General features: G+C 68.4%; 23 protein-coding genes. 17 read left to right on the forward strand and 6 right to left on the reverse strand.

All coding sequences use genetic code 11. From position 1 onward, the window contains the following. Nucleotides 1-11: 11 nt before the first annotated feature. From ACYVKL_RS26910 to ACYVKL_RS26920, 3 genes are all read left to right on the forward strand, one after another. Entirely contained in the window at nucleotides 12-1,685 is a 1,674-nt protein-coding gene (locus tag ACYVKL_RS26910; RefSeq protein WP_379165926.1) for a serine/threonine-protein kinase, read from the forward strand. A 123-nt stretch (nucleotides 1,686-1,808) separates the two neighbouring features. Continuing rightward, nucleotides 1,809-2,483, forward strand: a complete 675-nt coding sequence (locus tag ACYVKL_RS26915) for an HAD family hydrolase (RefSeq protein ID WP_379165927.1) — start codon at nucleotides 1,809-1,811, stop codon at nucleotides 2,481-2,483. Nucleotides 2,484-2,535: 52 nt separating this feature from the next. Next, a complete protein-coding gene (locus tag ACYVKL_RS26920) occupies nucleotides 2,536-2,901 on the forward strand; it encodes an MmcQ/YjbR family DNA-binding protein (protein WP_213555181.1) in 366 nt (121 codons plus the stop codon). A 71-nt stretch (nucleotides 2,902-2,972) separates the two neighbouring features. Here ACYVKL_RS26920 and ACYVKL_RS26925 read toward each other — a convergent pair whose 3' ends face one another. Further along, nucleotides 2,973-4,097, reverse strand: coding sequence for an epoxide hydrolase family protein (locus tag ACYVKL_RS26925; protein WP_379165928.1), 1,125 nt, complete (start codon nucleotides 4,095-4,097; stop codon nucleotides 2,973-2,975). A 117-nt stretch (nucleotides 4,098-4,214) separates the two neighbouring features. Between ACYVKL_RS26925 and ACYVKL_RS26930 the strand changes: the two genes are divergently transcribed. Further along, entirely contained in the window at nucleotides 4,215-5,192 is a 978-nt protein-coding gene (locus tag ACYVKL_RS26930) for a helix-turn-helix transcriptional regulator (RefSeq protein WP_379165930.1), read from the forward strand. Here ACYVKL_RS26930 and ACYVKL_RS26935 read toward each other — a convergent pair. Then, a complete protein-coding gene (locus ACYVKL_RS26935; RefSeq protein WP_379165932.1) occupies nucleotides 5,144-6,091 on the reverse strand; it encodes a toprim domain-containing protein in 948 nt (315 codons plus the stop codon). The genes ACYVKL_RS26930 and ACYVKL_RS26935 overlap by 49 nt on opposite strands. A 268-nt stretch (nucleotides 6,092-6,359) precedes the next feature. On the opposite strand from ACYVKL_RS26935, the gene ACYVKL_RS26940 reads away from it, so the two are divergent. From ACYVKL_RS26940 to hisG, 6 genes are all read left to right on the forward strand, one after another. Then, nucleotides 6,360-7,130 carry a HalD/BesD family halogenase gene (locus ACYVKL_RS26940; RefSeq protein ID WP_379165933.1) on the forward strand — a complete coding sequence of 257 codons (771 nt, stop codon included), beginning with the start codon at nucleotides 6,360-6,362 and terminating at the stop codon, nucleotides 7,128-7,130. A 14-nt stretch (nucleotides 7,131-7,144) separates the two neighbouring features. Beyond that, complete coding sequence (locus ACYVKL_RS26945; RefSeq protein WP_379165934.1) at nucleotides 7,145-7,972, forward strand: class I SAM-dependent methyltransferase; 828 nt, start codon at nucleotides 7,145-7,147, stop codon at nucleotides 7,970-7,972. Nucleotides 7,973-8,036: 64 nt separating this feature from the next. Then, nucleotides 8,037-9,398, forward strand: coding sequence for an NAD(P)/FAD-dependent oxidoreductase (locus ACYVKL_RS26950; protein WP_379165935.1), 1,362 nt, complete (start codon nucleotides 8,037-8,039; stop codon nucleotides 9,396-9,398). A gap of 187 nt (nucleotides 9,399-9,585) precedes the next feature. After that, nucleotides 9,586-11,388 carry a choline/carnitine O-acyltransferase gene (locus tag ACYVKL_RS26955; protein ID WP_379165936.1) on the forward strand — a complete coding sequence of 601 codons (1,803 nt, stop codon included), beginning with the start codon at nucleotides 9,586-9,588 and terminating at the stop codon, nucleotides 11,386-11,388. A gap of 43 nt (nucleotides 11,389-11,431) precedes the next feature. Further along, a complete protein-coding gene (locus tag ACYVKL_RS26960; RefSeq protein WP_033085388.1) occupies nucleotides 11,432-11,695 on the forward strand; it encodes a phosphoribosyl-ATP diphosphatase in 264 nt (87 codons plus the stop codon). 108 nt (nucleotides 11,696-11,803) lie between these two features. Next, nucleotides 11,804-12,655 (forward strand): ATP phosphoribosyltransferase, encoded by an 852-nt coding sequence (hisG, locus tag ACYVKL_RS26965; RefSeq protein ID WP_213555187.1) that lies wholly within the window; start codon nucleotides 11,804-11,806, stop codon nucleotides 12,653-12,655. A gap of 6 nt (nucleotides 12,656-12,661) precedes the next feature. Here the strand turns inward: hisG and ACYVKL_RS26970 are convergent, their stop codons facing one another. After that, nucleotides 12,662-13,525, reverse strand: coding sequence for a RecB family exonuclease (locus ACYVKL_RS26970; protein WP_379165937.1), 864 nt, complete (start codon nucleotides 13,523-13,525; stop codon nucleotides 12,662-12,664). A gap of 65 nt (nucleotides 13,526-13,590) precedes the next feature. On the opposite strand from ACYVKL_RS26970, the gene ACYVKL_RS26975 reads away from it, so the two are divergent. Continuing rightward, nucleotides 13,591-14,424, forward strand: a complete 834-nt coding sequence (locus ACYVKL_RS26975; RefSeq protein WP_379165939.1) for a tRNA (adenine-N1)-methyltransferase — start codon at nucleotides 13,591-13,593, stop codon at nucleotides 14,422-14,424. 100 nt (nucleotides 14,425-14,524) lie between these two features. Here the strand turns inward: ACYVKL_RS26975 and ACYVKL_RS26980 are convergent, their stop codons facing one another. Further along, nucleotides 14,525-14,971 (reverse strand): WKL family lipoprotein, encoded by a 447-nt coding sequence (locus ACYVKL_RS26980; protein ID WP_357196158.1) that lies wholly within the window; start codon nucleotides 14,969-14,971, stop codon nucleotides 14,525-14,527. A gap of 242 nt (nucleotides 14,972-15,213) precedes the next feature. Between ACYVKL_RS26980 and arc the strand changes: the two genes are divergently transcribed. Then, complete coding sequence (gene arc, locus ACYVKL_RS26985; RefSeq protein WP_379165941.1) at nucleotides 15,214-16,974, forward strand: proteasome ATPase; 1,761 nt, start codon at nucleotides 15,214-15,216, stop codon at nucleotides 16,972-16,974. Nucleotides 16,975-17,035: 61 nt separating this feature from the next. On the opposite strand, the gene ACYVKL_RS26990 is transcribed toward arc, so the two are convergent. Then, entirely contained in the window at nucleotides 17,036-17,443 is a 408-nt protein-coding gene (locus tag ACYVKL_RS26990) for a hypothetical protein (protein ID WP_379165943.1), read from the reverse strand. A 174-nt stretch (nucleotides 17,444-17,617) separates the two neighbouring features. Here ACYVKL_RS26990 and ACYVKL_RS26995 point away from each other — a divergent pair, with 174 nt between their 5' ends. The 5 genes from ACYVKL_RS26995 (at nucleotide 17,618) to ACYVKL_RS27015 (ending at nucleotide 24,150) form a co-directional block, all read left to right on the forward strand. Beyond that, complete coding sequence (locus ACYVKL_RS26995; protein ID WP_357196167.1) at nucleotides 17,618-18,454, forward strand: nitrilase-related carbon-nitrogen hydrolase; 837 nt, start codon at nucleotides 17,618-17,620, stop codon at nucleotides 18,452-18,454. Further along, entirely contained in the window at nucleotides 18,451-19,872 is a 1,422-nt protein-coding gene (gene hydA, locus ACYVKL_RS27000) for a dihydropyrimidinase (protein ID WP_379165944.1), read from the forward strand. The genes ACYVKL_RS26995 and hydA overlap by 4 nt, the downstream gene beginning before the upstream one ends. 27 nt (nucleotides 19,873-19,899) lie before the next feature. Further along, nucleotides 19,900-20,940 carry a TIGR03842 family LLM class F420-dependent oxidoreductase gene (locus ACYVKL_RS27005; RefSeq protein ID WP_379165945.1) on the forward strand — a complete coding sequence of 347 codons (1,041 nt, stop codon included), beginning with the start codon at nucleotides 19,900-19,902 and terminating at the stop codon, nucleotides 20,938-20,940. A 587-nt stretch (nucleotides 20,941-21,527) separates the two neighbouring features. Then, nucleotides 21,528-22,478: an FkbM family methyltransferase gene (locus tag ACYVKL_RS27010; protein ID WP_379165946.1), complete on the forward strand. Its 951-nt coding sequence runs from the start codon at nucleotides 21,528-21,530 to the stop codon at nucleotides 22,476-22,478. Nucleotides 22,479-22,722: 244 nt separating this feature from the next. Beyond that, a complete protein-coding gene (locus tag ACYVKL_RS27015; protein ID WP_379165947.1) occupies nucleotides 22,723-24,150 on the forward strand; it encodes a lipase family protein in 1,428 nt (475 codons plus the stop codon). A gap of 6 nt (nucleotides 24,151-24,156) precedes the next feature. On the opposite strand, the gene ACYVKL_RS27020 is transcribed toward ACYVKL_RS27015, so the two are convergent. Then, nucleotides 24,157-24,675 (reverse strand): NUDIX hydrolase, encoded by a 519-nt coding sequence (locus ACYVKL_RS27020; protein ID WP_379165948.1) that lies wholly within the window; start codon nucleotides 24,673-24,675, stop codon nucleotides 24,157-24,159. Between the last annotated feature and the right edge of the window lie 16 nt (nucleotides 24,676-24,691).

Consider the following 24,691-nt stretch of genomic DNA (forward strand, 5'->3'; position numbering starts at 1 on the left):
GGTACAACCACATGAGCTCAGACCGGCTGATTGCGGGGCGGTACCGGCTGACGGATCCGATCGGCACCGGCGCGATGGGGGTCGTGTGGCGTGCGACCGATGTTCGGCTCAGACGCACCGTCGCGGTCAAACAGCTGCTGCTGACGCCGGGACTGACCCGGGCGCAGACCGTGGAGGCCCGGATGCGGGCGATGCGCGAGGGGCGCATCGCGGCGCGCCTGCACCACCCCAACGCGGTCACCGTGTTCGACGTCGCCGAGGAGGACGGCCAGCCCTGGCTGGTCATGGAATACGTCGACGCGGTCAGCCTGGCCGCGCTCATGCGTGAGAAGGGGCGGCTGGCGCCGGTCGAGGTGGCGCGGATCGGCGCCAAGGTCGCCGACGCGCTGGCCGCGGCCCACAAGGCCGGGATCGTGCACCGCGACGTCAAACCCGCCAACATCCTGGTGGCCGACGACGGCACGGTGAAGATCACCGACTTCGGCATCTCCCGGGCCACCGGCGACGTCACGGTCACCTCGACCGGGTTCCTGGCGGGCACGCCCGCCTACCTCTCGCCCGAGGTGGCGCGCGGCGAGAACCCGGAGCCGACCTCCGACGTCTTCGCTTTGGGATCGACGCTTTACGCGTCCGTCGAAGGGAAACCGCCCTTCGGCGAAGGCGACAACCCCCTGGCCGTGCTGCATTCGGTGGCGCGGGCGCAGGTGCCGCAGCCCACGCATGCCGCGACGCTGGCGCCGGTACTGATGGATCTGCTGGCGGCCGACGGCGACGACCGGCCGACCATGGTGCAGGCCGCCGAACGGCTGCAGGCGGTGGCCGAGGGCCGGGCGCCCGCGGTGCCCCCGCAGCCGACCAAGGTGCTGCCGCCGGTGCATGCCGTGGACGCTGCGGCGGCGACCACGGTGCTGCCCGGATCCCGCACCAGTACGCCCAGCAATGCCACCGACGCCACGGTGCACGTCGACATGTCCCAGGGCGTGTCCGCCGCGGGCGGCTCGGCGCCGCCGCCCGGCATCGGCACCGGTGCGAAAACCGGTGGCGGGGACCGGAATCCACGGCAACTGCTACTCGTGGCGGCCGGAGTGGTGGCGGCCCTGGTGCTGGCGACCGTGATCGCCATGGTGGTCAGCCGCAACGGCGGCGACGGTTCGCCCCAGGCCGGGCAGGGCGGCGCGGCCACGGCCGCGGCCTCGTCTATCCCGGTGACCTCGCCGGACGACATCGGTGCGGCCGCGGGCGGCGGTCAGCAGTCCGGGGGTAGCGGCGACGCGGTCACGGCCACGCACGCCGCGACCACGACACCCAAACCCACGACCTCCTCGGCGGCCCCGAGCTCCTCCGCGCGGCCGACCACGACGACCACGCCGGCGGGCCCGCCGTCCGCCGCCTCGGTCGCCTCGTTCATCCAGGGCTACTACGGCATGCTGCCCGGCAATGTCGGCGGCGCGTGGGCGATGCTGTCGCCCGGCTATCAGTCGTCCACGGGCGGCTACAACAGTTACGCGCAGTTCTGGGGCAGCATCCGCTCGGTGAGCGTGGGCGCGGTCACGCCGCAGGGTGACAATCGCGCGGTCGTCATGCTCACCTACGTGTCCACCTCGGGGCAGGTGTCGACGGAGAACCGGTGGATCCAGACCGACTCCTCGAGCGGCCGGCTGCTGATCGCGGCCTCGGGACTGTGACCGCACACCGCGGTCATGTGACCGCACGGCTCGGGTCCGTGACCGCGCGCCGATAGGCTGAACCGGCTCCGCCCCCGGCGGAGCCGGTGCACGGGTCAGGGTTTGTGGAAGGAGTTCGAGTCGGTGGCGCGGTTGGACGCGGTGTTGTGGGATATGGACGGGACGCTGCTGGACTCGGAGAAGCTCTGGGACATGGCATTGCGCGAGCTCGCCGGGCAGTACGGGCGCGAGCTGACCGATGCGGTGCGGCACGCGCTGATCGGAGCGTCGGGACCGAACGCGTTTCGGATTCTGTTCGAGGGCCTCGACATCGAGCACACCCCCGAAGCAGTCGAGCAGGGCGCGGAGTGGATGGAAGCGCGAGTGACCGAGCTGTTCCAGGGCCCGGTGCCGTGGCGGCCCGGAGCCCGGGAAGCCCTGGACCTGCTGCGCGCGGCCGGGGTGCCGATGGCGCTGGTGACCAATACCAAACGGTCCCTTGCCGAGTATGGGCTGGACACCATCGGGCGCGAGTACTTCGGGGCCACCGTGTGCGCCGACGAGGTGCCGCACGGCAAGCCCGCGCCGGACGTGTACTTGCGCGCCGCCGAACTGCTCGGTGTCGCACCCGAACACGCGGTGGCCATCGAGGATTCGCCGACCGGATCGATCGCCGCGCAGGCCGCCGGCTGCGCGCTGCTGGTGGTGCCGTGCGAGGTGCCCGTCCCCGACGCGCCGGGCCGCACCTTCCGCGACAGCCTGGTAGGGCTCGAACTCGCGGATCTGGAAGACCTGGTGCGCGTGCACGCGAATTCCTGACGCGTTCCCATTCGTCCAAGGCGGGCCGGCGCTGGTCGCCTACGCTGCGGACATGGACAGCGTGCTGCAGTCGTTGCGCGGGGTGTGCGCCGCCCTGCCCGAGGTGAGCGAACGGGTCAGCCACGGCGAACCCGCCTGGTTCGCGGGCGGCAAGAAGATGTTCGTCATGTTCGCCGACCACCACCACGACGACCGACTCGGATTCTGGTGCGCGGCACCGCCCGGCGCGCAGGAAGACCTCGTCGCCGCCGACCCGCGGCGGTTCTTCCGGCCGCCGTACGTCGGGCATCGCGGCTGGCTCGGGGTGTACCTGGACGTCGCGGTGGACTGGGACGAGATCGGCGAGATCGTCGAGGACGCCTATCGGATGGTGGCGGCGAAGCGACTCGTGGCGGAACTGGATCGTCGAATCGCCTAGCGGTATCCCGGGATTCGTCCCGCGCCGACATCGGCCCGGCGAATTCGCCGGGCCGATCCTTGTTTCGGGCGTCAGTCGAGCGGGCCGAAGAACGTCCGCAGATCCCCGGCCAGGACCGCGGGCGCCTCCATGGCCGGGAAGTGCAGGCCGCGTTCGAATTCGGACCAGTGCGCGTCGGCCGGCGCGGGAACCACCCGGCGCACGGTCTCGTCCGCGCCGAAGACGGCGAAGCCCTGCGGCACCGACGGGGGAGCGCCCCACTCGGAGGAATGCGCCTGCTCGTAGAGGGTGTGGGCGGCGGTGGCGCCCGAACCGGTGAACCAGTGCAGGCTGACCGTGGTGAGCAGCTGATCGCGGTCGATCGGCAGGTCGGTCCAGGCCTCGAACTTCTCCGCGATCCAAGCCAACTGCAGCAACGGCGAATCCACCAGGCCGTAGCCGATGGTCTGCGGACGCGAATTCTGGATGGCCAGATAACCCGAGCCCTCCCGGCGGAAGGCATCCATCCGATCCAGGATCACCTTGTCCACCGGATCGTTCGGGTCCAGGCCGTCGGCCAGACCGGGCAGGAAGGTGGCCACATTCGCGGCGGTCAGCGGATCGGTGACCACGTGCACGCCGGTCACATGCTCCCCGTCCGAAGCGGCGACCAGACCGGACACACCGCCACCTACATCGCCGCCGTGCACGCCGTAGCGGTCGTAGCCCAGGCGGGCCATCAACTCGATCCAGGCGCGGGCGGTGCGGGCCATGGTCCAGCCCGTCGCGGCCAGCGGCGTGGACAGGGCGTAGCCGGGCAGCGACGGGGCGATCACATGGAAGGCCGGGCCCTCGGCCGGATCGGTGAGCAAGCCGATCAGGCCCAGGAATTCGGCGACCGAACTGGGAAAGCCATGCGTGATCAGCAGCGGCTTGGCGTCCGGGCGCGCGGATCGGACGTGCAGGAAGTGGATGGTCTGGCCGTCGATCTCGGTGGTGAACTGGGGGAACGCGTTCAACTTGGCTTCCTGTGCGCGCCAATCGAATTCATTGCGCCAGTAGGCGGCCAGTTCGCGCAGGCCGGACTCGGGGATACCGCGTTCCCAGCCGGTGCCGGGCAGTTGGGCGGCCCAGCGGGCGCAGTCGAGGCGGTCGTGGAGGTAATCCAGGTCGGACTGGGGGATTTCGAGGTGGAATGGGCGAATCTCGGTGCTCATGAAGGCGTTCCGTTCACTAGGAAGATCTCTTCCGAGGCTCTTCATCTTGCGCTTGAAACCCACGGTAGGAGCTATCGCGGAACGGTTCGTTCCGCAATCCGGAGATACCATCGGACCATGTTGGAGACCTCCGCCCGCCTGCTGCGACTGCTGTCGCTGCTGCAATCACGGCGCGACTGGACCGGGGCCGAACTCGCCGCCCGCCTGGACGTCACCGGGCGCACCATCCGCAAGGACATGGACCGGCTGCGCGAACTCGGCTATCCGGTGGAAGCGCGTCCCGGCGTCGACGGCGGCTACCGGCTCGGGCACGGCGGCGCGCTCCCGCCCCTGCTGCTCGACGACGACGAAGCCGTCGCGATCGTGATCGGATTGCGCACCGCGGCAAGCGGTTCCATCCTCGGCATCGAGGAGACCTCACTGCGGGCGCTCACCAAACTGCAGCAGATCCTGCCGTCGCGACTGCGCCACCGGGTGAGCGCGTTCCAGCACGCCGTGCCCGTCCCGCTGCGCGGCCCGCGCGTGAGCCCCGACGTGCTCACCGCCGTCGCCGCCGCCTGCCGCGACCACGAACGCCTGCGCTTCGACTATCGCACCCACGCCGGCGCTGCCGCCCGCCGCACGGTCGAGCCCTACCGGCTGGTCAACCACCGCCAGCGCTGGTACCTGCTGGCGTGGGACCTCGACCGCGCCGACTGGCGCACCTTCCGCGTCGACCGCATGGACCTCCGCACCCCCGCCGGACCCCGCTTCACCCCGCGCGCCCTCCCACCCGACCCCGAGATCGCCGCCTTCGTCGAACGCGGAATCGGCACGGCCACCTGGCGTTTCCGCGCCCGCGTCATCGTCCATGCCCCCGCCGCCCATGTCCGCGCCCGGCTACCGATCGCCCTCGACATCGAAGAACTCGACGACCACCGGTGCGCCTTCGAACCTGGCTCCGACCACCCCGAGATGCTCGCCCTCTACCTGGGCCTGCTCGACGCCGACTTCGACATCGTCGATTCCCCCGAACTGGTCGCGGCCCTGCGCACCCTCATCGACCGCTACCAGCGTGCCGTCACCACCTCCACGGGACCTCGGACGGGCCGATAATGCTCGTCCAGCACCGGAACCGGATCCAACTCCGAAATCTGATGCCCCGCATTGCAGTGATCGGTCAGATCCTTCCCGTCCCGCGCCTGCACCACCCGGATCTCCGCCACCGAATCGACCAGCGACTCGGCCACTTTCACCGCGTGCCGATACCCCGGCGCATCCCGATCCGCCACCACCCACACCCGTCGCGCCCCACGCAGCCACTCGGCGTGCTCGCGATACCATCCGCTCGCACCCCCGGCATTGCAGGTGGCCGTCAACCCGGCATGCGTGGCCGTGAGCACGTCCGCCTCACCCTCGCAGACGAAGATGTCCTGCCCCGCCGCCACGGCCTCGATCACCTCGGGCAGATGGAACGGCAGCCGCTCGAATCCGCCGAACTCCCACCCGTTCTCGGTCCGCCGCTGCTGATAGAAGCTCTTGACGTACCCCTGCCGGTGCAGTGCCCGAACCCGGACGACACACCCCGCCGGACTTCCGTCGGGCCACCGATAGATGTATCCGGCCATCCGCCGCGGCTTCCCGATCCGCGGCCCGAAATCCTTCTTGTGCACCGAAAGCGGCAGTCCCGCCGCCAGGATGGCCCGATCCGCGATCGCCGGCTCGGCCCGGCTGTGCGCCCGCCCTGTCGTCGGCGCAGCGGGCGCATCGAACAGGTCTCGCACCCGTAATCCGAGCCGCTCCAACACCTCCACATCCGAGCACCCCGCGAAACACCGAATCACGGTCCGCTGCCGCGACAGGTTGTACACCACGCCCAGCGAAGCCCGATGCCGCCGCCCGTCCGCCTCGTGCACCGGACACAAATAGGTGGTCCACTCCGTCCCGCGTCTCCCCGCCCCGGACACCCGATGCAGTGCCCGGTTGACGGTCTCCCACGATCCCTGACTGCCCATCCGACCGGTCCTCTCACTACCGGTGTACCCCTCTGAACAGGGTTGTCAAACGGTGCGGATCGAGGCGTGGCGTGCAGGTCTGTACCACATCAAAACTGGTGGGGCGCAGGAAAAGTGGCAATTCACAATCAGGGGACTTTTCGGGCGTGTCGGGCGGTCGGTTCGCAAGAATGGGCCCATGGTTGCGGTTGGGCAGGGGAGTGTACCGGGGGTTGACGTCGGGCGGTATCCACTGGATTCACCGGGTTCCGCGGGGTGGGCGGCGGCCGTGGCAGGAGCGCGGGCGGAGCTGGCGGCGGGCGGATGCTGCGTATTGCGCGGGTTCATCCAGCCCGAACTGGTGGAGACCCTGCGCAGCGAGGGGGAGGGGATGGCTCCGCGGGCGCACTACACCGTGGAGAACGTCAACGCCTACAACATCCCCTTCGACGCGGGGCTGCCCACCGACCACCCCGGACGGATCGTGCTGCAGCGCGGGAACGCCTTCGTGGCAAGGGATCTCATTCCGCGCGAGACGTTGATCCATCGGCTCTACACCGACACCCGGTTCCAGCGCTTCGTGGCCGACTGCTTCGGGCTCGACGAACTACACGAGTACAGCGATCCACTGGCGGGGTTGTGCCTCAACGTGGTCGCGCCGGGGATGTCGCATCCCTGGCACTTCGACACCAACGAGTTCACCGTCAGCATGCTCACCCAGGAACCGGAAGACGGTGGGGTGTTCGAGTACTGCCCGAACATCCGGTCGCGGGAGGCGGAGCACTTCGCCGACGTGCGAGCCGTACTGACCGGGTCCGGCGAGCGATTCATCCGTCGGCTGGCCCTGCGGCCGGGCGATCTGCAGTTGTTCCAGGGAAGGTTCTCGTTGCATCGGGTCGCACCGGTCCACGGTGCGGTGCAACGGCATTCGGCGATCTTCGCCTACAGCGACAGCCCGGGACTGATCGGCACCGCCGAACGGACCCGGCAGTTGTTCGGGCGGGTGACGCCGGACCATCTGGCCGTCGGAGAGATTCGCGGCGATCGATTGCTCGACTGAGAGGGGACCCGCGCGTGCCGGTTTCGTTACACAGTTCCACCGGAAAAGCCTCCTTCGACGACATCTACGAGCGGCCCGATCCACGCGAGTACTACGCGCGCATGGCCGAATTGGACTACCAGATACCGGAATTGGCGAAACCGCACTTCCAGAAACTGCTCGACGAATACCGGTCCGCCACCGGCATCACCGCCCCCGCGGTCCTCGACCTCGGCTGCTCCTACGGTGTGAACGCGGCGCTGCTGCGCCTGGACACCACCATGGCCGAACTGGCCGGGCACTACCGCGGTCGCGAGAGTGACGACACCGCCGCCCTCATCGAACGCGACCGCACCCTGCTCGCCGGCGACCGGCTGCCGGGCGTCCGCTTCATCGGCATGGACGCCTCCCGCCCCGCCCTCGACTACGGCCACGCCGCCGGCTTCCTCGAGGACATCGTGCACGCCGACCTGGAATCGGCCGACCCCACCGAGGCGCAGCGGCAGACCCTGGCCGGCGCCGACCTGATCATCTCCACTGGCTGCGTCGGCTACATCACCGAACGCACCCTGCTGCGGGTGGCCCGCGCGCACGGCGGAAAACTGCCGTGGATGGCACATTTCGTGCTGCGCATGTTCGCCTTCGACCCCATCGCCACCCACCTCGAAACCCTCGGCTACCAGACCGAGCGCGCACCGGGGGTGTACCGGCAACGACGGTTCGCCTCCCAGGACGAACGGACCCGGGTCCTGAACGCCCTGTCCGCCAGCGGAATCGACACCACCGACGCCGAAGCCGACGGCTGGCTCTACGCCCAGCTGTACCTGTCGCGCCCGAAACTCGGCCCCGAGAACGGACACTGAATCCCGCGGGCGCGGAAATCGCAGGATTCACCTGAAAGCCGCAAATGCCAGCTACGGTGAATTCGTGGCACCAGCGAAGATCGTGATCATCGGCGGTGGATTCGCGGGCGTGGAATGCGCCCGCGCTCTGGAGCGACGCCTCCGGCCGGAGGAGGCGTTCGTCCAGCTCGTCTCGCCCGACGCCGGACTGTTGTATCTGCCGCTGCTGCCGCAGGTCGCCTCCGGCGCGCTCAATCCGCGATCGGTGTCGGTGCCGCTGCGCCGGGTGCTGCGGCGGACCGAAGTGGTGCCGGGCATGGCCGTCGGGGTGGAACCGGGCACCCGGCGGGTGGTGGTGCGGCGCACCTCCGGATACGAGACCGCCCTCGAATACGACCAGCTGGTCCTGGCTCCCGGCTCCATCACCCGGATCATGGACGTGCCGGGTCTGCAGGAGCACGGCTTCGGCATGAAGACCCTCGCCGAGGCCATGTACCTGCGCGACCACGTGCTGCGCCAACTCGACGTGGCCGCCCTGCGCGGCGGACTCGACGAGGATCGGGAGCGGCTCAACTTCGTCACCATCGGCGCCGGATACGCCGGAACCGAGACCGCCGCCGTGCTCAACAAGGTGTGCCGGGCCGCGGCCGGGCGCTTCTTCCCCGAAGTCGAGGCGGGGATGGTGCGCTGGCACCTGGTCACCCACGGCGACCGCATCATGCCCGAACTCGGCGAGAAACTCGGCGCGGAGGCGAAAAGGATTCTGGCCGAACGCGGTATCGAACTCATCACCGGAGCCTCGGCCGCCGAAGTGACCGCCAACGGTGTGAAACTCACCAATGGGCGATTCATCCCGTCCCGCACCGTGTTGTGGACGGCGGGCGTCGCACCCAGCCCGCTGGCCGCGCATCTCGGCGCGGAAACGGAGAAGGGGCGCATCATCGCTCGGACCGACCTGTCGGTCCCCGGCCTGCCGGGCGTGTGGGCCATGGGCGACGCGGCCGCCGTGCCCGACATGGCCGACGGACAGGACCGGGTGTGCGCGCCCACCGCGCAGCACGCCATGCGCCAGGGGCGGCACCTGGCCAAGAACCTCATCGCGACCCTGCATGGCGCGCAGCCCGAGCCCTACCGGCACCCGGATCTGGGCATGGTTGTCGACCTGGGCGGGCGGGACGCGCTGGCCCGGCCGCTCGGCATCGGATTGCGCGGTGTGCCCGCGCAATTCGTGGCGCGCGGCTACCACCTCATGGCACTGCGCACCATCGTCGCGCGCGCCCGGGTGGCGTTCGACTGGACGGTGCACGGGCTCGGTGGCGACGACTTCCTGCGCATCGGCTACGGCGACCACAAGGTCCACACCATCGGTGGTTTCGAGCAGTCCGGCTGCTACCTGCCCGCCGACGAGGTGCCGCGGGTGGTGAAAGCGCTCGCCGAACCGGAGTAATCGGATAGTCGCATGAAAACTGTTGTGGCGCAGTAAAACCACATTCGGTGTCGGCGATGGCGGTTTCGCGCGAAAATCTGGCGCCCGGACGGTTTGGTTGGCAAGAATGGGTGCTGTTGCCGCCGGGGGACGGTGACACGTGTGCACAGCCAGGCTGCCCCAACCCCATCGACCATGAGGACACCCCTTGAGCGACAGCACCTTCGCCTTCGACGAGCAGCTGCCCCGCGTCCCGCTGCCCACCCTGGAGGAAAGCTGCACCCGCTTCCTGCATTGGAGCGCCCCGCTGCTGACCTCCGACGAGTACGCCGCCACCGCGGCCACCGTGGAGGACCTGCTGCGCCCCGACAGTCCCGCCCGCACCCTGCACGCCGACCTGGAGCGCTTCGACGCGACACCCGGCGTGGGCAGCTGGCTCGACGAGTTCTGGCCCTCGCGCTACCTGGGCCGGCGGGACCGAATCGCGTTGAACGCCAACTTCTTCTTCCTGTTCCGCGACGACACCGCTCTGGCCTCATCGACCAGCTCCGACCAGAGCGAGCGCGCCGCCGCCCTGATCGCCGCCGCGGTGAACTACAAGCTGCGTCTGGACGCCGAGACCATCGAGCCCGCCACCCAGCGCGGCACCCGGCTCAATATGGCGCAGAACAAGTTCCTGTTCTCCGAAACGCGCATTCCGGGCGCACCGCAGGACACCGTGCGGGTGCCCTACAGTGCGGAATGGCCCGGCCACTCCGAGGCCCGCCACATCGTGGTCTTCTACCGCGGCAACATGTTCCGGATGGACGTCATCGGCGCCGGCGACGTGCCGCACACGCCCGAGGACCTGGCCGACGGACTGCGCGCGGTGATGAAGGCCGGAACCCGCCGCGCGGCCACCAATGCCGCCGCCGGACACCTCACCACCCTGGCCCGCGCCGACTGGGCCCCGCTCTACTCCGCCCTGCGTCCCGCCAACGCCGCCGCCTTCGACACCATCGAGACCGCGCTGTTCTGCGTCTGCCTCGAGGACTTCGCGCCCCGCGACACCCTGCACGCCTGCGACCAGCTGCTGCACGGCGACAGCGGCAACCGCTGGTTCGACAAGGCGGTGTCGTTCGTGGTGTTCGCCGACGGCGAGGCCGGCATCAACGTCGAGCACTGCGGCCTGGACGGCACCACCATCCTGTCCTTCGTCGACACCTTGCTCGAGGCGCCGGTCGCCGACCACGCCGCGCAGTCGGGCGCCCAAGCCCAGGGCCTGCCCGCCCACGAGCCCATCGAGTTCACCTTCGGACCCGAGGCCCGCACCGAGATCGCCTCGGCTGCCGCGTCGTTCGCCCAGTTCGCCGCCGACACCGCCACTGCCACGGTGTCGTTCGACTTCGGCACCCAGCGCGCCAAGCAGCTGGGCATCTCCCCGGACGCCTTCGCCCAGCTCAGCTACCAGCTCGCCCACCGCCGCAGCAAGGGCCTCAACGGCGCCACCTACGAATCCATCGCCACCCGCCAGTTCCGCAACGGCCGCACCGAGGCCATGCGCGTCATCACCCAGGAGATGCTGGATTTCGTTGCCGCCATGGAGGATCCGGCCGTGGACCGGGACCGCAAACTGGTGGCCCTGCGCACCGCCGCCGAGGCGCACGTGCGCCGCGCCCAGGAATGCCAGCGCGGCGAGGCCCCCGAACAGCACCTGTGGGAACTGCAGTGGATCCAGCGGCGTCGCGGCGAGGAACTGGGCGCGAGCGCGCCGATGGCCTTCTACGACAGCCCCGGCTGGACCATCACCCGCGACGACTACCTGAGCACCAGCTCCGCGCCGTCGGTGAACATCCAGTACTTCGGTTTCGGCTCCACCAGCCCCAAGTGCATCGGCATCGCCTACGTGCTGCTGCCCGACCGCTGGAACCTGTATCTGGCCACCCCCAAGCACGTCGCCCCGGCCATGCACGACTTCGCCGACCAGCTGCGCGGGGCCGTGGCCGAACTCGCCGAACTGCTCACCGTATAACCGATTGCGGGGAGTGTGCGCTCGTCTGAGAGAATCACTCCCCGTGAAATCTTTCGAAGCCCTGTTCGCCGAGCTGCAGGATCGTGCCGCCAACCGCCCCGAGGGGTCGGGCACCGTCGCCGCCCTGGACGCCGGCGTGCATGCGCAGGGCAAGAAGGTGCTCGAGGAAGCCGGTGAGGTCTGGATCGCGGCCGAGTACCAGAGCGACGAGGAACTCTCCGAGGAGATCTCGCAGCTGCTCTATTGGGTGCAGGTGCTGATGGTGGGCCGCGGGCTGCGGCTCGAGGACGTGTACCGACATCTGTGACGCGCAGGTGTGCCGCACCCCGTGCCCGCCGACGGGCCGGGTGCGGCGCACCGCTCCGCCGTCCCCCTGTCGATCACGTCTTCCCATCCCGTTCCGAAAGGACCTCCCATGCTTCGCGTCGCCGTTCCCAACAAGGGCGCACTCTCCGAATCCGCGGTCGCCATCCTCACCGAGGCGGGCTACCGCAAGCGCACCGACTCCCGCGAACTGAGCGTGCTCGACCCGGTCAACCAGGTCGAGTTCTACTTCCTGCGGCCCAAGGACATCGCCATCTACGTCGGCTCCGGCGAGCTCGACCTCGGCATCACCGGCCGCGACCTGGCGCTGGATTCCGGTGCGCCGGTGCAGGAACGGATCGCGCTCGGCTTCGGCCGCTCCACCTTCCGCTACGCCGCCCCGGCCGGACGCGACTGGAAGGTCGAGGACCTCGAGGGCAAGCGCATCGCCGCCTCCTACCCGAACCTGGTGCGCGGCGACCTGAAGGCGCGCGGCATCTCCGCCGAGGTCATCCGCCTCGACGGCGCGGTCGAGATCTCCATCCAGCTCGGCGTCGCCGACGCCATCGCCGACGTGGTCGGCTCCGGCCGCACCCTGCGCCAGCACAACCTGGTCGCCTTCGGCGAGTCGCTGTGCGACTCCGAGGGCGTGCTCATCGAGGCCCAGGGCGCCGACCAGAACGACAAGGCCCGCAACCAGCTCGTCGCCCGCATCCAGGGCGTGGTCTTCGCCCAGCAGTACCTGATGCTGGACTACGACTGCCCCAAGGCGCTGCTCGACGAAGCCGTCAAGATCACCCCCGGCCTGGAGTCGCCGACCGTGTCGCCGCTCACCGACGCCGACTGGGTCGCGGTGCGCGCGCTGGTGCCGCGCAAGAACGCCAACGAGCTCATGGACCAGCTCGCCGACCTGGGCGCCAAGGCCATCCTGGCCACCGACATCCGGTCCTGCCGCGCCTTCTGACCCCGATCAGGACGGGCTGGGCTCCGGCTCCGGCTCGTCCTGCCCGGACGGGAAAGGTGGTGGCGTGCCGCCGAATTCGGGGCATAGTCGCTTGAAATCGCAGTACTGGCACATGAAGCCCGGACTGGGCGGGAACTCACCGGTCTCGGCGGCGGTCACGATCGCCGCCCACAGCGCCGACAGGATCCGCTCGAAGCGCAGCAGCTCCTCGGGATCGGGCGCGTAGGTCAGGGTGACCCCGTCGGCCAGGTACATCAGCCGCAGCTGCGACGGGGCCCGGCCCTGGGTGCGCAGCAGGACCAAGGCGTAGAACTTGAGCTGGAACAGTGCCCGCGTCTCGTAGTCCCGACCCGGGGAGCGGCCTGTCTTGTAGTCGATGACCTGCAATTCCCCGTCGGCCGAACGGTCGATGCGGTCCACGATGCCGCGCAGCGGGGTGCCGTCGGGCAGATCGGCCTCGATCAGGGTCTCGCACGACTGCGGATCGAAGCCGGCGGGATTCTCGAGCCGGAAGTAGACCTCGACCAGCTTGCGCACCTCGGTCAGGAACTCCGGCAGCTCGGCGTCGGGGATCAGCGACTCGACCTCGGGCCGGGACGCGCGCACCCCGGTCCAGGCGGGGTCGATGAGCGCGGCCGCCGCCGCGGCGTCCCGCTCGGTGGCGGGCAGCCCGAACAACGCCTCCAGCACGGCGTGCACCACCGTGCCCCGCACCGCCGCCCGCGAGGGCGGCTCCGGGATCCGATCGATGACCCGCAGCCGGTACTTCAACGGGCACTGCTTGAAATCGATTGCCCGCGAAGGCGACAGGGCGGGGCCACCCGGTCCCGATCGCTCTGTCTCCGGGGTACTGATCGCGTCGACCGACATACCTGGCAGGCTAAACGCAGGCACCGACAAGGTGCGCACGAATCAGACACGCAGAACGGAGTTTCATGACGGCCAGACGGACCGGCCCTTTCCAGATCGGTGACCGGGTACAGCTGACCGACGCCAAGGGGCGCAAGTTCACGGTGATCCTGGAGGCGGGCAAGGAGTTCCACACCCACGCCGGGCACATCAACCACGACGACCTCATCGGCTCCGACGAGGGCTGCGTGGTGAACTCCGCCAAGAACACCCCCTACCTGGCGCTGCGCCCGCTGCTGACCGACTACGTGCTGTCCATGCCGCGCGGCGCGGCGGTCATCTACCCCAAGGACTCCGCCCAGATCGTGCACGAGGGTGACATGTTCCCCGGCGCGAAGGTGCTCGAGGCCGGCGCCGGTTCGGGCGCGCTGACCTGCTCGCTGCTGCGCGCGGTCGGCCCCGAAGGCAAGGTCATCTCCTGGGAGATCCGCGAGGACCACGCCGAGCACGCGGTCAAGAATGTCGAGCGATTCTTCGGCGAACGCCCCGCCAACTGGGAACTCACCCTGGGCGATGTGGCCGAATACTCCGGCGAGCAGGTCGACCGCGTGGTCCTGGACATGCTCAAGCCGTGGGAGGCCCTGGACGCGGTCGCCAAGGCGATCATCCCCGGCGGCGTCTTCCTGGCCTACGTCGCCACCACCACGCAGCTGTCGGAGGTGGTCGAAGGACTGCGCCGGCAGGGCTGCTGGACCGAGCCCACCGCCTGGGAATCCATGGTCCGCCCGTGGCACGTGGTCGGTCTGGCCGTGCGCCCCGAGCACCGCATGCAGGGCCACACCGCCTTCCTGGTGAAGGCTCGCCGGCTGGCCGACGGCGTCACCGCGCCGCGCCCGCAGCGCCGTCCCTCGAAGGGCTGACGCGCGGCGCCGATCCGGCGCATCGAATCGCCGAGTGGCACATCAGCGAGGGCAATCCACACCCGTCCCCGCGCTGGTGTGCCATTCGGCGTATGCGGGGCTACTGGCAGGCGGCGCGGGCCATGCCCAGGACCGTGCAGGCGCCGGCGTCGGCCAGTTTCCAGGCGCCGTCGCTGTACTGGAAGGCCATCGGGACATCGGGCATGGTGCCGTGCGGCGAGGTCACCGCGACCTTGGCGTCGGCCTTGGTGCCGTCCTGCTTGATCTCGCCCACCGCGAAGGTGACCTGGTAATGGGCGAGTCCCTGATTCATGGTCTCGATATTTCCGAGACGTTTGTCGCCGTCGACGACTAGTTTGGCTTTGTCGGCAGCCGGTTTCGCCGGGTCGGCGAAGGCCGTGAGAACGCTCTGGAGGGCTTCCGCGGTCGGCGCGGGCGCGGCGGCAGCGGCCGACACGGTGGTAGTCGTGGACGAAGAACCCTTGTCGTCGGAGCCGCAGGCGGTCACAGTTGCGGTAACGGCCGCGAGGGCCGCGACGGTAGCCACGGAAACACGAAGCGTCCGCGTGACGTTGCGCATACCAGGAGTACGACTGGTGGGAAGGAGCATCAACGGCACCTTTCGGCTCGGCCGGCGATTAACTCGCCGGAAACAGGTTAGGGCAGGCTAACATGCTCGTCCGGCCGGTGGGCCGCAGCCTAGATGTGATCACGACGAAACCATGTCGGAAAGCGGGAACGGTTAGAGCCCGGTAGCGTTGATAGACCGGGACTGGGAGGAGCAGCATCATGAGCCCCATCGAACATTCGGATTCGGCAGCCTGGAGGGAACTCGAGGCCGTACGTGCCGAGGCAGCTGCACTCCGGAGGCAACTCGCCGACACGCCGGATCGCACACGGGAATTGGAAGCTCGTGTCGATTCGCTGACGATTCGCAACACCAAGTTGATGGATACCCTGAAGGAAGCGCGCCAGCAACTGGTCGCTCTCCGTGAGGAAGTGGATCGCCTCGGCCAGCCACCTTCCGGCTACGGCGTTCTCATCGGTGTGTACGAGGATCAGACCGTCGATGTGTTCACCTCCGGGCGCAAGATGCGGTTGACCTGTTCGCCGAATATCGACACCACCACCCTCACCTACGGCCAGACCGTGCGGTTGAACGAGGCGCTGACCGTGGTCGAGGCCGGGAACTTCGACTCCATCGGCGAGATCGGCACGCTGCGTGAGATTCTCGACGACGGCCGTCGGGCGCTGGTCGTCGGGCACGCCGACGAGGAGCGGGTGGTCTGGCTGTCGGGACCGCTGTCCGCGCTGGTGGATGTCGACAACCTCGAGGATCCGGATCGTCCCATTCGCAAACTGCGCCCGGGTGATTCGCTGCTGGTCGACACCAAGGCCGGTTTCGCCTTCGAGCGGGTCCCCAAGGCCGAGGTCGAGGATCTGGTGCTCGAAGAGGTGCCCGATGTCGACTACCACGACATCGGCGGTCTCTCGCGCCAGATCGAGCAGATCCGCGACGCGGTCGAATTGCCGTTCCTGCACAAGGATCTGTTCCGTGAGTACGCGCTGCGCCCGCCCAAGGGCGTGCTGCTCTACGGTCCCCCCGGTTGCGGTAAGACGCTGATCGCCAAGGCCGTCGCCAACTCCCTCGCGAAGAAGATCGCCGAGGCGCGTGGTGAGGATGCCAAGGAAGCCAAGTCGTTCTTCCTCAACATCAAGGGCCCCGAGCTGCTCAACAAGTTCGTGGGTGAGACCGAGCGCCACATCCGGATCATCTTCCAGCGGGCTCGTGAGAAGGCGTCCGAGGGCACCCCGGTGATCGTGTTCTTCGACGAGATGGACTCGATCTTCCGCACCCGTGGTTCGGGTGTCTCCTCCGATGTGGAGACCACCGTTGTGCCGCAGCTGCTCTCGGAGATCGACGGTGTCGAGGGCCTGGAGAACGTGATCGTGATCGGCGCCTCCAACCGCGAGGACATGATCGATCCCGCGATCCTGCGGCCCGGCCGCCTGGACGTGAAGATCAAGATCGAGCGTCCGGACGCCGAAGCGGCACAGGACATCTTCTCCAAGTACCTGACCGACACCCTGCCGCTGCGCGCCGACGACCTCGACGAGTTCGACGGCGACCGCAGCAAGTGCGTGCAGGCCACCATCGAACGCGTGGTGGACCGCATGTACGCCGAGAGCGAGGACAACCGCTTCCTGGAGGTCACCTACGCCAACGGTGACAAGGAAGTCCTGTACTTCAAGGACTTCAACTCCGGCGCCATGATCCAGAACATCGTGGACCGGGCCAAGAAGTACGCCATCAAGTCCGTCCTCGACACCGGCAACCCGGGTCTGAGCATCCAGCATCTCTACGATTCGATCGTGGACGAGTTCTCCGAGAACGAGGACCTGCCCAACACCACGAATCCCGATGACTGGGCTCGCATCTCGGGTAAGAAGGGCGAGCGCATCGTCTACATCCGCACCTTGGTGACGGGGAAGAACGCCAGCGCCAGCCGCGCCATCGACACCGAGTCCAACACCGGCCAGTACCTGTAAAGGCTCGGAAAAACCAAAGGGCCCGCTTCCTTTCGGAAGCGGGCCCTTTCGTGTGCGCCGATCAGCTGCCGGGAACGAAGCCCGGGTAGACCCAGTGGCTGACGCCGCCGCCGGGAGCGACGTTGCCGGTCAGGTTGGGGTAGTTCGCCGGCAGCCGCTTGAGCTGATGCGGGTTGCCGTCGGCGTCGGCCTGGTAGCAGCTGGTGTCCACGCCGTGGAAGCCGGAGCAGACGATCCGGGTCGAGTTGCCGTACGGCGAGGTGAGACGCGGGCGGTCGACCAGGGGGTTCCAGTAGTCGAGGTCGGCCGGAGTGAGGAAGCCGCTCACCTCGTGCACGTAGATCGCACTGTTGGGCTGCTGTACCGGCCAGTCGTCCGCGGCGGCGGTGCCGGTGCCCAGGGCCAGCGCGGCCCCGGTGACAGCGGCGGCCGCGGCCAGCCGGGCGACATTGCGGGTGATGGTGTTCATGTACCCCTCCATGGAACGTCGATAGACAAGGTGCATCGTTGAAGCCATCGCTGATGGCCCGGCGACTGTAACGGACTCCGCGGTCCCGATGACGGGAATCACACGCGGGAAACTGTTTCCCATTTGTCGCCGTGTTTTACCTGCCCGCAGTGATCCGGCGGGCACCATCGAAGGATGGCGAATGTGCGAGCGGCGCTGGTACAGACGAGCTGGACCGGCGACAAAGAGTCCATGATCAAGGCGCACGAGGATTATGCGCGGCAGGCGGCCGCGGCCGGGGCGAAGGTGATCTGCTTCCAGGAACTGTTCTACGGGCCGTATTTCTGCCAACTCCAGGACACCAAGTTCTACGACTACGCCGAATCGGTGCCGGGGCCGACCGTGGACCGATTCGCCGCGCTGGCCCGCGAACTGGGACTGGTCATGGTGCTGCCGGTGTACGAGCAGGAACAGCCGGGGCTGCTGTACAACACCGCGGCGGTGGTCGACGCCGACGGCCGGTATCTCGGCAAATACCGCAAACACCATATTCCGCACGTGCACGGGTTCTGGGAGAAGTTCTACTTCCGGCCCGGGAATCTGGGCTGGCCCGTCTTCGACACCGCGGTCGGCAGGATCGGCGTCTACATCTGCTACGACCGGCATTTCCCCGAGGGCTGGCGGGCGCTGGGCCTGGCCGGCGCGGAGATCGTATTCAATCCCTCGGCCACCTCGCGCGGACTGTCGAGCTATCTGTGGAAGCTCGAACAGCCCGCCTCGGCGGTGGCCAACGAATACTTCATCGGGGCCATCAACCGGGTCGGCATCGAGGAGTACGGGGACGACGACTTCTATGGCACCAGCTATTTCGTCGACCCCGAGGGGCAGTTCGTGGGGGAGGTCGCCTCCGGCACCGCGCCCGAACTGGTGGTCCGCGACCTGGACATGGACCTGATCAAGGTGGTGCGCGACCGGTGGGCCTTCTACCGCGACCGCCGCCCCGACGCCTACGGAAAGCTGGTGGAACCGTGAGCATCACCTTCATCCACGGCGGAACCGTGGTCTCCGCCACCGGGTCCCAGCCCCTGGACGTGCTGATCGACGGCGAAACCATTGCCGCCGTGGTGCAACCGGGATCGACCGCGCTCGGCACCGATCTGGCCGTGGCCGCCGACACCGTCATCGACGCCACCGGCAAGTACGTGATCCCCGGCGGCGTCGACGGCCACACCCACATGCAGCTGCCTTTCGGCGGCACCGAGGCCTCCGACACCTTCGAGACCGGCACCCGCGCCGCCGCGTGGGGCGGCACCACCACCATCGTCGACTTCGCGGTGCAGAAGCCGGGGGAGCGGGTGCAGGACTGCCTGGCGCTGTGGCACGAGAAGGCGGCCGGGAAGTGCGCGATCGACTACGGCTTCCATCAGATCGTCGGCTCGGTCGACGCCGAATCGCTCAAAGGGCTGAGCGAATTGGTGGCCGAGGGCGTCACCAGCTTCAAACTGTTCATGGCCTATCCCGGCGTCTTCTACTCCGACGACGGGCAGATCCTGCGCGCCATGCAAACCGCCGGTGACCTGGGGGCGCTGCTGATGATGCACGCCGAGAACGGGATCGCCATCGATGTGCTCGTCGAGCAGGCGCTCGCACGCGGGGAGACCGCGCCGGTGTACCACGGGCTCACCCGCCCGTGGCAGATGGAGGAGGAGGCCACCCACCGCGCGATCATGCTGGCCCAGTTGACCGGCGCGCCACTGTATGTCGTGCACGTCTCCGCCAAACAGGCCCTCGAGCAGATCGCGCAGGCGCGCGGCAAGGGACAGAACGTCTTCGGCGAGACCTGCCCGCAGTACCTGTACCTCTCGCTCGAAGAGAACCTGGCCGCACCGGGTTTCGAGGGCGCGAAATGGGTGTGCTCGACCCCGTTGCGCGCCCGGGCCGAAGGGCATCAGGACGAGCTGTGGCGGTACATCCGCACCGGCGACGTCTCCACCGTGGCCACCGACCACTGCCCGTTCTGCCTGAAGGATCAGAAGGAACTCGGTCTCGGCGATTTCAGCAAGATCCCCAATGGGATCGGCGGCGTCGAACACCGCCTCGACCTGATGTTCCAGGGCGTCAAGGACGGCCGCATCTCGCTCGAGAAGTGGGTGGAGGTGTGCTGCACCACCCCGGCCCGCATGTTCGGGCTGTTCCCGCGCAAGGGTGTGATCAGCCCCGGCGCGGACGCCGACGTGGTGATCTACGACCCGAACGGGCACACCAGCATCGGCGTGGGCAAGACCCACCACATGAACATGGACCATTCGGCCTACGAGGGCTTCGAGATCGACGGCCACGTGGACACCGTGCTCGCGCGCGGCCGGATCGTCGTCGATGCCGGGCAGTACCGGGGCAGCGCCGGTCACGGCCGGTTCCTGAAACGTGAGCTGTCCCAGTTCCTCATCTGACCCGCGCAACGAGGGGAGAAGGCCGACATGGACATCGGTGTGGTGTTGCAGTGCACGCCGCCCGCCTCCCGGGTGATCGAACTCGCGAGAATCGCGGAGACGCACGGGTTCTCGCACGTGTGGACCTTCGACTCGCACCTGCTGTGGCAGGAGCCGTACGTGATCCACAGCCAGATCCTGGCCGCCACCCGGCGAGTCGTGGTGGGGCCCATGGTGACCAACCCGGCGACCCGCGACTGGACGGTCACCGCGTCGACCTTCGCCACCCTCAACGAGATGTTCGGCAATCGCACCGTCTGCGGGATCGGGCGCGGCGATTCGGCGGTGCGCACCCTGGGCGGGCGGCCCGCGACCCTGGCCACCCTGCGTGAATCCATCGGCGTCATCCGGGAATTGGGCAACGGGCGCAGTGCGCGCATCGGCGACACCGAGGTCCGGTTCCCGTGGGCCGAGCAGTCGCGGCTGCCGGTGTGGGTGGCCGGCTACGGGCCGCGCGCACTGGATCTGACCGGGGAGGTGGCCGACGGGTTCATCCTGCAGCTCGCCGACCCCGATATCGCGGCCTGGACCATCGCCCGCGTGCGCGCCGCCGCCGAACGCGCCGGCCGTGACCCGCGGGAGCTCACCATCTGTGTGGCCGCGCCGGCCTACATCACCGACGGCACGCCCGCCGGGTTGACGCACGCCCGGGAGCAGTGCCGCTGGTTCGGCGGGATGGTCGGCAATCACGTCGCCGACATCGTGGCCCGCTACGGTTCCGACTCCGAGGTGCCCGCCGCGCTGACCGCCTACATCGCCGGCCGGCACGGCTACGACTACAACGAGCACGGCCGGGCGGGGAACCCGCACGCGGACTTCGTGCCGGACGAGATCGTGGACCGCTTCTGCATCCTCGGCACCCCGGACCAGCACCTGGCCCGGCTGCGTGAACTCGAGGCGCTGGGCGTCGACCAGTTCGCGGTCTACCTGCAGCACGACGCCAAGACCTCGACCCTCGAGGCGTACGGCGAGTCGGTGCTGCCGCGTCTGGCGCACGCGGTCGAGGCCACAGTCGACCACTCACTGTGATGTAGATCACAGTTTTATCAAAACGATATAAACCCTGATGGAACGCGTTCTACCGTGTAGCTCCGGTCGGGTTGCTGAAAGTTCCCTCGGTAAAGGGCTTCCCTTTGATTGTGAACCGTGGATGATTCACTTGCCCGACATGTCATTGATAGATGAGGAGTAGCAAGTGACCGGATCCGCTGAGGATTTCCTGGCTGCAGTTCTGATCAAGACCCTGCAGGGCCTGTTCAGCGGCAGCGCCGGTGGTAGCACCCAGCCGACCGCCTGAACCGCAGCAAGAAACCGACGGCCCATCGAATCGCGCGGGATTCGATGGGCCATCGGCGTTTCTGGGGGTCGCTCTACTCGGCCTCGACATCGTTCCTGCGACGCGCTATCTGAAGGCAATCCAGGGCCGTTGCCCGCTGTAGACCGGCTGGGCCGCGCGAGCCCGCTCGTGAACCGGGTTCGACCAGCTCCGAGGTATTTCACGGTTCGGTCTCGAAGTCTGCCCGCTTGTTGATCTTGGTCGGCGTGTGCCGAGACGGTTATCCAGATGATTGCTATGTTTTGCGGTCGGTTGGGGGCAGGGCATCGAGGAAGGCGTTGTGGGTCTTGCTTATCTGCGGTCGGACGCCGACCGGGCGTTCGGGGTCGGGACGGGGCGAGTCGTGGTGCGCGAGACCTTCTCCGCCGCGCGGGACATGGCGACCGGGGCTCGGACAGGGCGTGGCTGGAGTCGGGTACGCGCGCCGTACTGGATGGCGCGGCGGTTTCTGGGTGCGGCCGGGCGGCCGCTGTCGGCCGACACGCTGATTCGTCTGGACTTCGCGGTCCCGGGCGGGCGCGCGCCGATCGTGGTGCGCCGCAACCAGAGCGACCTGCTGATCCTCTGGCAGATCTTCCTACGGCGGTTCTACGAGCTGGACCGCGTCTACGCGCTCGACACCCGCATCGAGGCCCTGGACACCATCGTCGATCTGGGTGGCAACACCGGTCAGGCCGCAGCCTATCTGACCGCCCGCTACCGGCCGCGGCGCCTGCTGACCGTGGAACCGATCGCCGAGAGTCGTGCCGTGCTGCTCCGCAACCGCGAGCTGTCCGGCCTGGACTGGATCGTGGAGGACTGCGCGGTCGCGGGTACCGGCGGCGAACTCGAATTCGCGGTCAGCGCGTTCTGGGACACCTGCACCGCGGTGTCGGATGTGTACGAACTGCGCCGGCAGCGCCCATGGCGGTTGGAGAACGTGCTGCAGCGACCGCCCCGAAAGATCTACGCCCACACCGTCGGTCAGTTGTTCGACCGGCACGGCATCACCCACGTCGACTTGCTGAAGGTCGATGTGGAAGGCAGCGAAGTCGATATCTTCGCCGCGCCGCAACCGTGGATGCGGCAGGTGGACCGCATCGTGCTGGAGGTCCACGACAAGTACATCGACGGCGACATCGTGCGAAACGCCATGAAACAAGCCGGGTTCCACCGCATCGCGCCACGACTACCTGACCCGCCGGGCTTCAATCCGGTGGAACTCTATTGGCGCGATGGTCTTCCCGAGTGATTCCCGCCGTCCGCAAGTGGGTCGACGACATCGGCCTGGAGACCGGCCCGATACCGGTCGGTGGGGAGCCATCTTCATCGGGTTCTGGAACGCCGAGCACTGACTGCGACGGGCCTGCGGATCTAGTCATCCGCCCAGTTCAGGGCTGTTGTATGACATGTCATTCGGACCTTTCGGTCAGACACCATGACGACCCCGCCCGCCTCCCGCGTTTGCGTGTCTTCGTGTCGTAGCTTGATGCATCGTGAAGCATCTGACCGCGGCGATGGTGGTTTTGAGTCTTTCGATCACGATGGGGCAGACGGCTGCCCGGGTGGAGGCGGATCCGCCCGAACCCCCGGTGCCGGTGGCGCCGTCCGTCGGGGTGCCCGGGGTGCCGAATCCGTTGCAGCAGTGGATCGATGACCACGTGCCCGCACCGACGAAGGTGGTGCCGCACGCGGCGCGGCCGCTGGCGGCGCCGGGGGATCTGCCGCCGGAGTTGACCGAATTCTGGAGTGCGGTGCAGTCTCCGCCGACCGGTGATCCGCTGTTCGACGCGTGGCCGGCGAATCTCGCCGAGTACGCGCCCGGGGACATCCTGGATGCGCGGGACGTGACCGAGTCGGCGCGGCCGACGATGCTGCTGTTGAACCTCACCGGCATTGCGCGCGCCACGCTGCTGAAATTCCGGTCCACCAACTCCGCCGGCGAACCGTCCATCGGCACTGCGACACTGGTGCTTCCGCCGAAAGCGTGGTCGGGGCCCGGCCCGCAGCCGGTGCTGGTGAACGCGCCGGCCACCAATTCGCTCAACAAGCGTTGCACCCCCGGTTACGTGCTGTCCCACGGGATGGAGGTGCCGACCGGCAACGATTTCACGCCGTCGCCGACGACCTGGGCGCTCGACCACGGGTACGCGCTGATCATCCCCGACCACGAGGGCCCGCTGATGGCCTATTCGGAGCCGTCGGTCGCCGGGCACAACGTGCTCGACTCCATGCGCGCGGTTCGCCATTTCGCGCCGGATCAGTTCGGCGAGAGCCGGTTCGCCACCACCGGATACTCCGGCGGTGCGATCGCCTCGAACGCCGCGGCCATGCTGGTGTCGGATTACGCGCCGGAGTTGCTCCCGCAATTCGCGGGCGCGAGTTTCGGGGGACTGGTCAATGACTATCGGCGGTTCGCGCACACCTTCGACGGCTCCTACATTTCGGCGTTCCTGCTCAGCACCGTGCTCGCCGTCGGACGGGAGCACCCCGAAATCCTGGGCCTCATGAACCATCTGGCGCAATGGCTGGCGACATCACCGATCAAAGACAATTGCAGCGGCAGTTTCGGCGCGCTCGGCATAGCGCCCATCCCGATCGACACGATGGCCAGGGTCGACAAGTCGCTCGACAGCGCGGCGGCGGAGACGCTCTTCCAGGAGCTGAGTATGCAGGGCCGGAAATCGGGCGTGCCGCTGTTCATCTACCACGGAATCAGCGACCCGTGGATTCCCGTGGCGGAGGCCGAACAGCTGTGGAGCGAGCAGTGCGCGCTGGGGGTGGCGGCGACGAAGAACATCGTCGGCGGTGAACATCTGGCCGCCTACGTCAGCTCCTACGGCGCGACCATGGACTGGCTGGATCAACGCCTGCGCGGTGAGCCCGCGACCGGAACCTGCCCCGCGACACCGGCCCGGCGGTGAACGGATTCAGTGCAGCAGATCGCCGATGAGCTCCCGGGTATCGGGCACGAACGGCCAGGCCGGGTCCTCGAGGTGGGAGCGTAGCTCCTCGTCGGTCCACCACCAGCCGTCGACGATCTCCTCGGGCTGATGGGTGATCGGGCCGTCGTAGCGCAGCTCGTAGGCGAACAGGTGGCAGCGCATCGGCCGGCCCGCCCACTCGCCGTCCCAGGACTCGGCGGCCACCGGCAGCGGCCGATCCTGGTGCGGGCCCAGCACGATGCCCAGCTCCTCGCCCAGCTCCCGGACCGCGGCCTCGGCCGGATCCTCGCCCGGGCCCAGCACCCCGCCGGCCAGGCAGTCGTGCATGCCCGCGAACACCGCCTTGGTGTCGGTTCGCTTGTGCACGTACACCTTCGACCCGTCGAGCGAGCGCACCAGCACGCCCGCGCTGGCATGCCACAGGCCCCGCTCGTACACCACCGCGCGCTCCTCCGCGCCGACCTCGCGACCGGCGGCGTCGTACAGCGCGATCATCTCCGGCATCGACCGGGCCCTCCTC

It is taken from the genome of Nocardia tengchongensis (assembly GCF_054781395.1).

Coding starts and splice junctions, on each gene's coding strand:
- ACYVKL_RS26935 (WP_379165932.1), bottom strand. CDS start 6,091: ATGGGCAGTCAGGGATCGTGGGAGACCGTCAACCGGGCACTGCATCGG.
- ACYVKL_RS27005 (WP_379165945.1), top strand. CDS start 19,900: ATGGACATCGGTGTGGTGTTGCAGTGCACGCCGCCCGCCTCCCGGGTG.
- ACYVKL_RS26920 (WP_213555181.1), top strand. CDS start 2,536: ATGGACAGCGTGCTGCAGTCGTTGCGCGGGGTGTGCGCCGCCCTGCCC.
- hisG (WP_213555187.1), top strand. CDS start 11,804: ATGCTTCGCGTCGCCGTTCCCAACAAGGGCGCACTCTCCGAATCCGCG.
- ACYVKL_RS26910 (WP_379165926.1), top strand. CDS start 12: ATGAGCTCAGACCGGCTGATTGCGGGGCGGTACCGGCTGACGGATCCG.
- ACYVKL_RS26925 (WP_379165928.1), bottom strand. CDS start 4,097: ATGAGCACCGAGATTCGCCCATTCCACCTCGAAATCCCCCAGTCCGAC.
- ACYVKL_RS26990 (WP_379165943.1), bottom strand. CDS start 17,443: ATGAACACCATCACCCGCAATGTCGCCCGGCTGGCCGCGGCCGCCGCT.
- ACYVKL_RS26930 (WP_379165930.1), top strand. CDS start 4,215: ATGTTGGAGACCTCCGCCCGCCTGCTGCGACTGCTGTCGCTGCTGCAA.
- ACYVKL_RS26975 (WP_379165939.1), top strand. CDS start 13,591: ATGACGGCCAGACGGACCGGCCCTTTCCAGATCGGTGACCGGGTACAG.
- arc (WP_379165941.1), top strand. CDS start 15,214: ATGAGCCCCATCGAACATTCGGATTCGGCAGCCTGGAGGGAACTCGAG.
- ACYVKL_RS27020 (WP_379165948.1), bottom strand. CDS start 24,675: ATGCCGGAGATGATCGCGCTGTACGACGCCGCCGGTCGCGAGGTCGGC.
- ACYVKL_RS26995 (WP_357196167.1), top strand. CDS start 17,618: ATGGCGAATGTGCGAGCGGCGCTGGTACAGACGAGCTGGACCGGCGAC.
- ACYVKL_RS26970 (WP_379165937.1), bottom strand. CDS start 13,525: ATGTCGGTCGACGCGATCAGTACCCCGGAGACAGAGCGATCGGGACCG.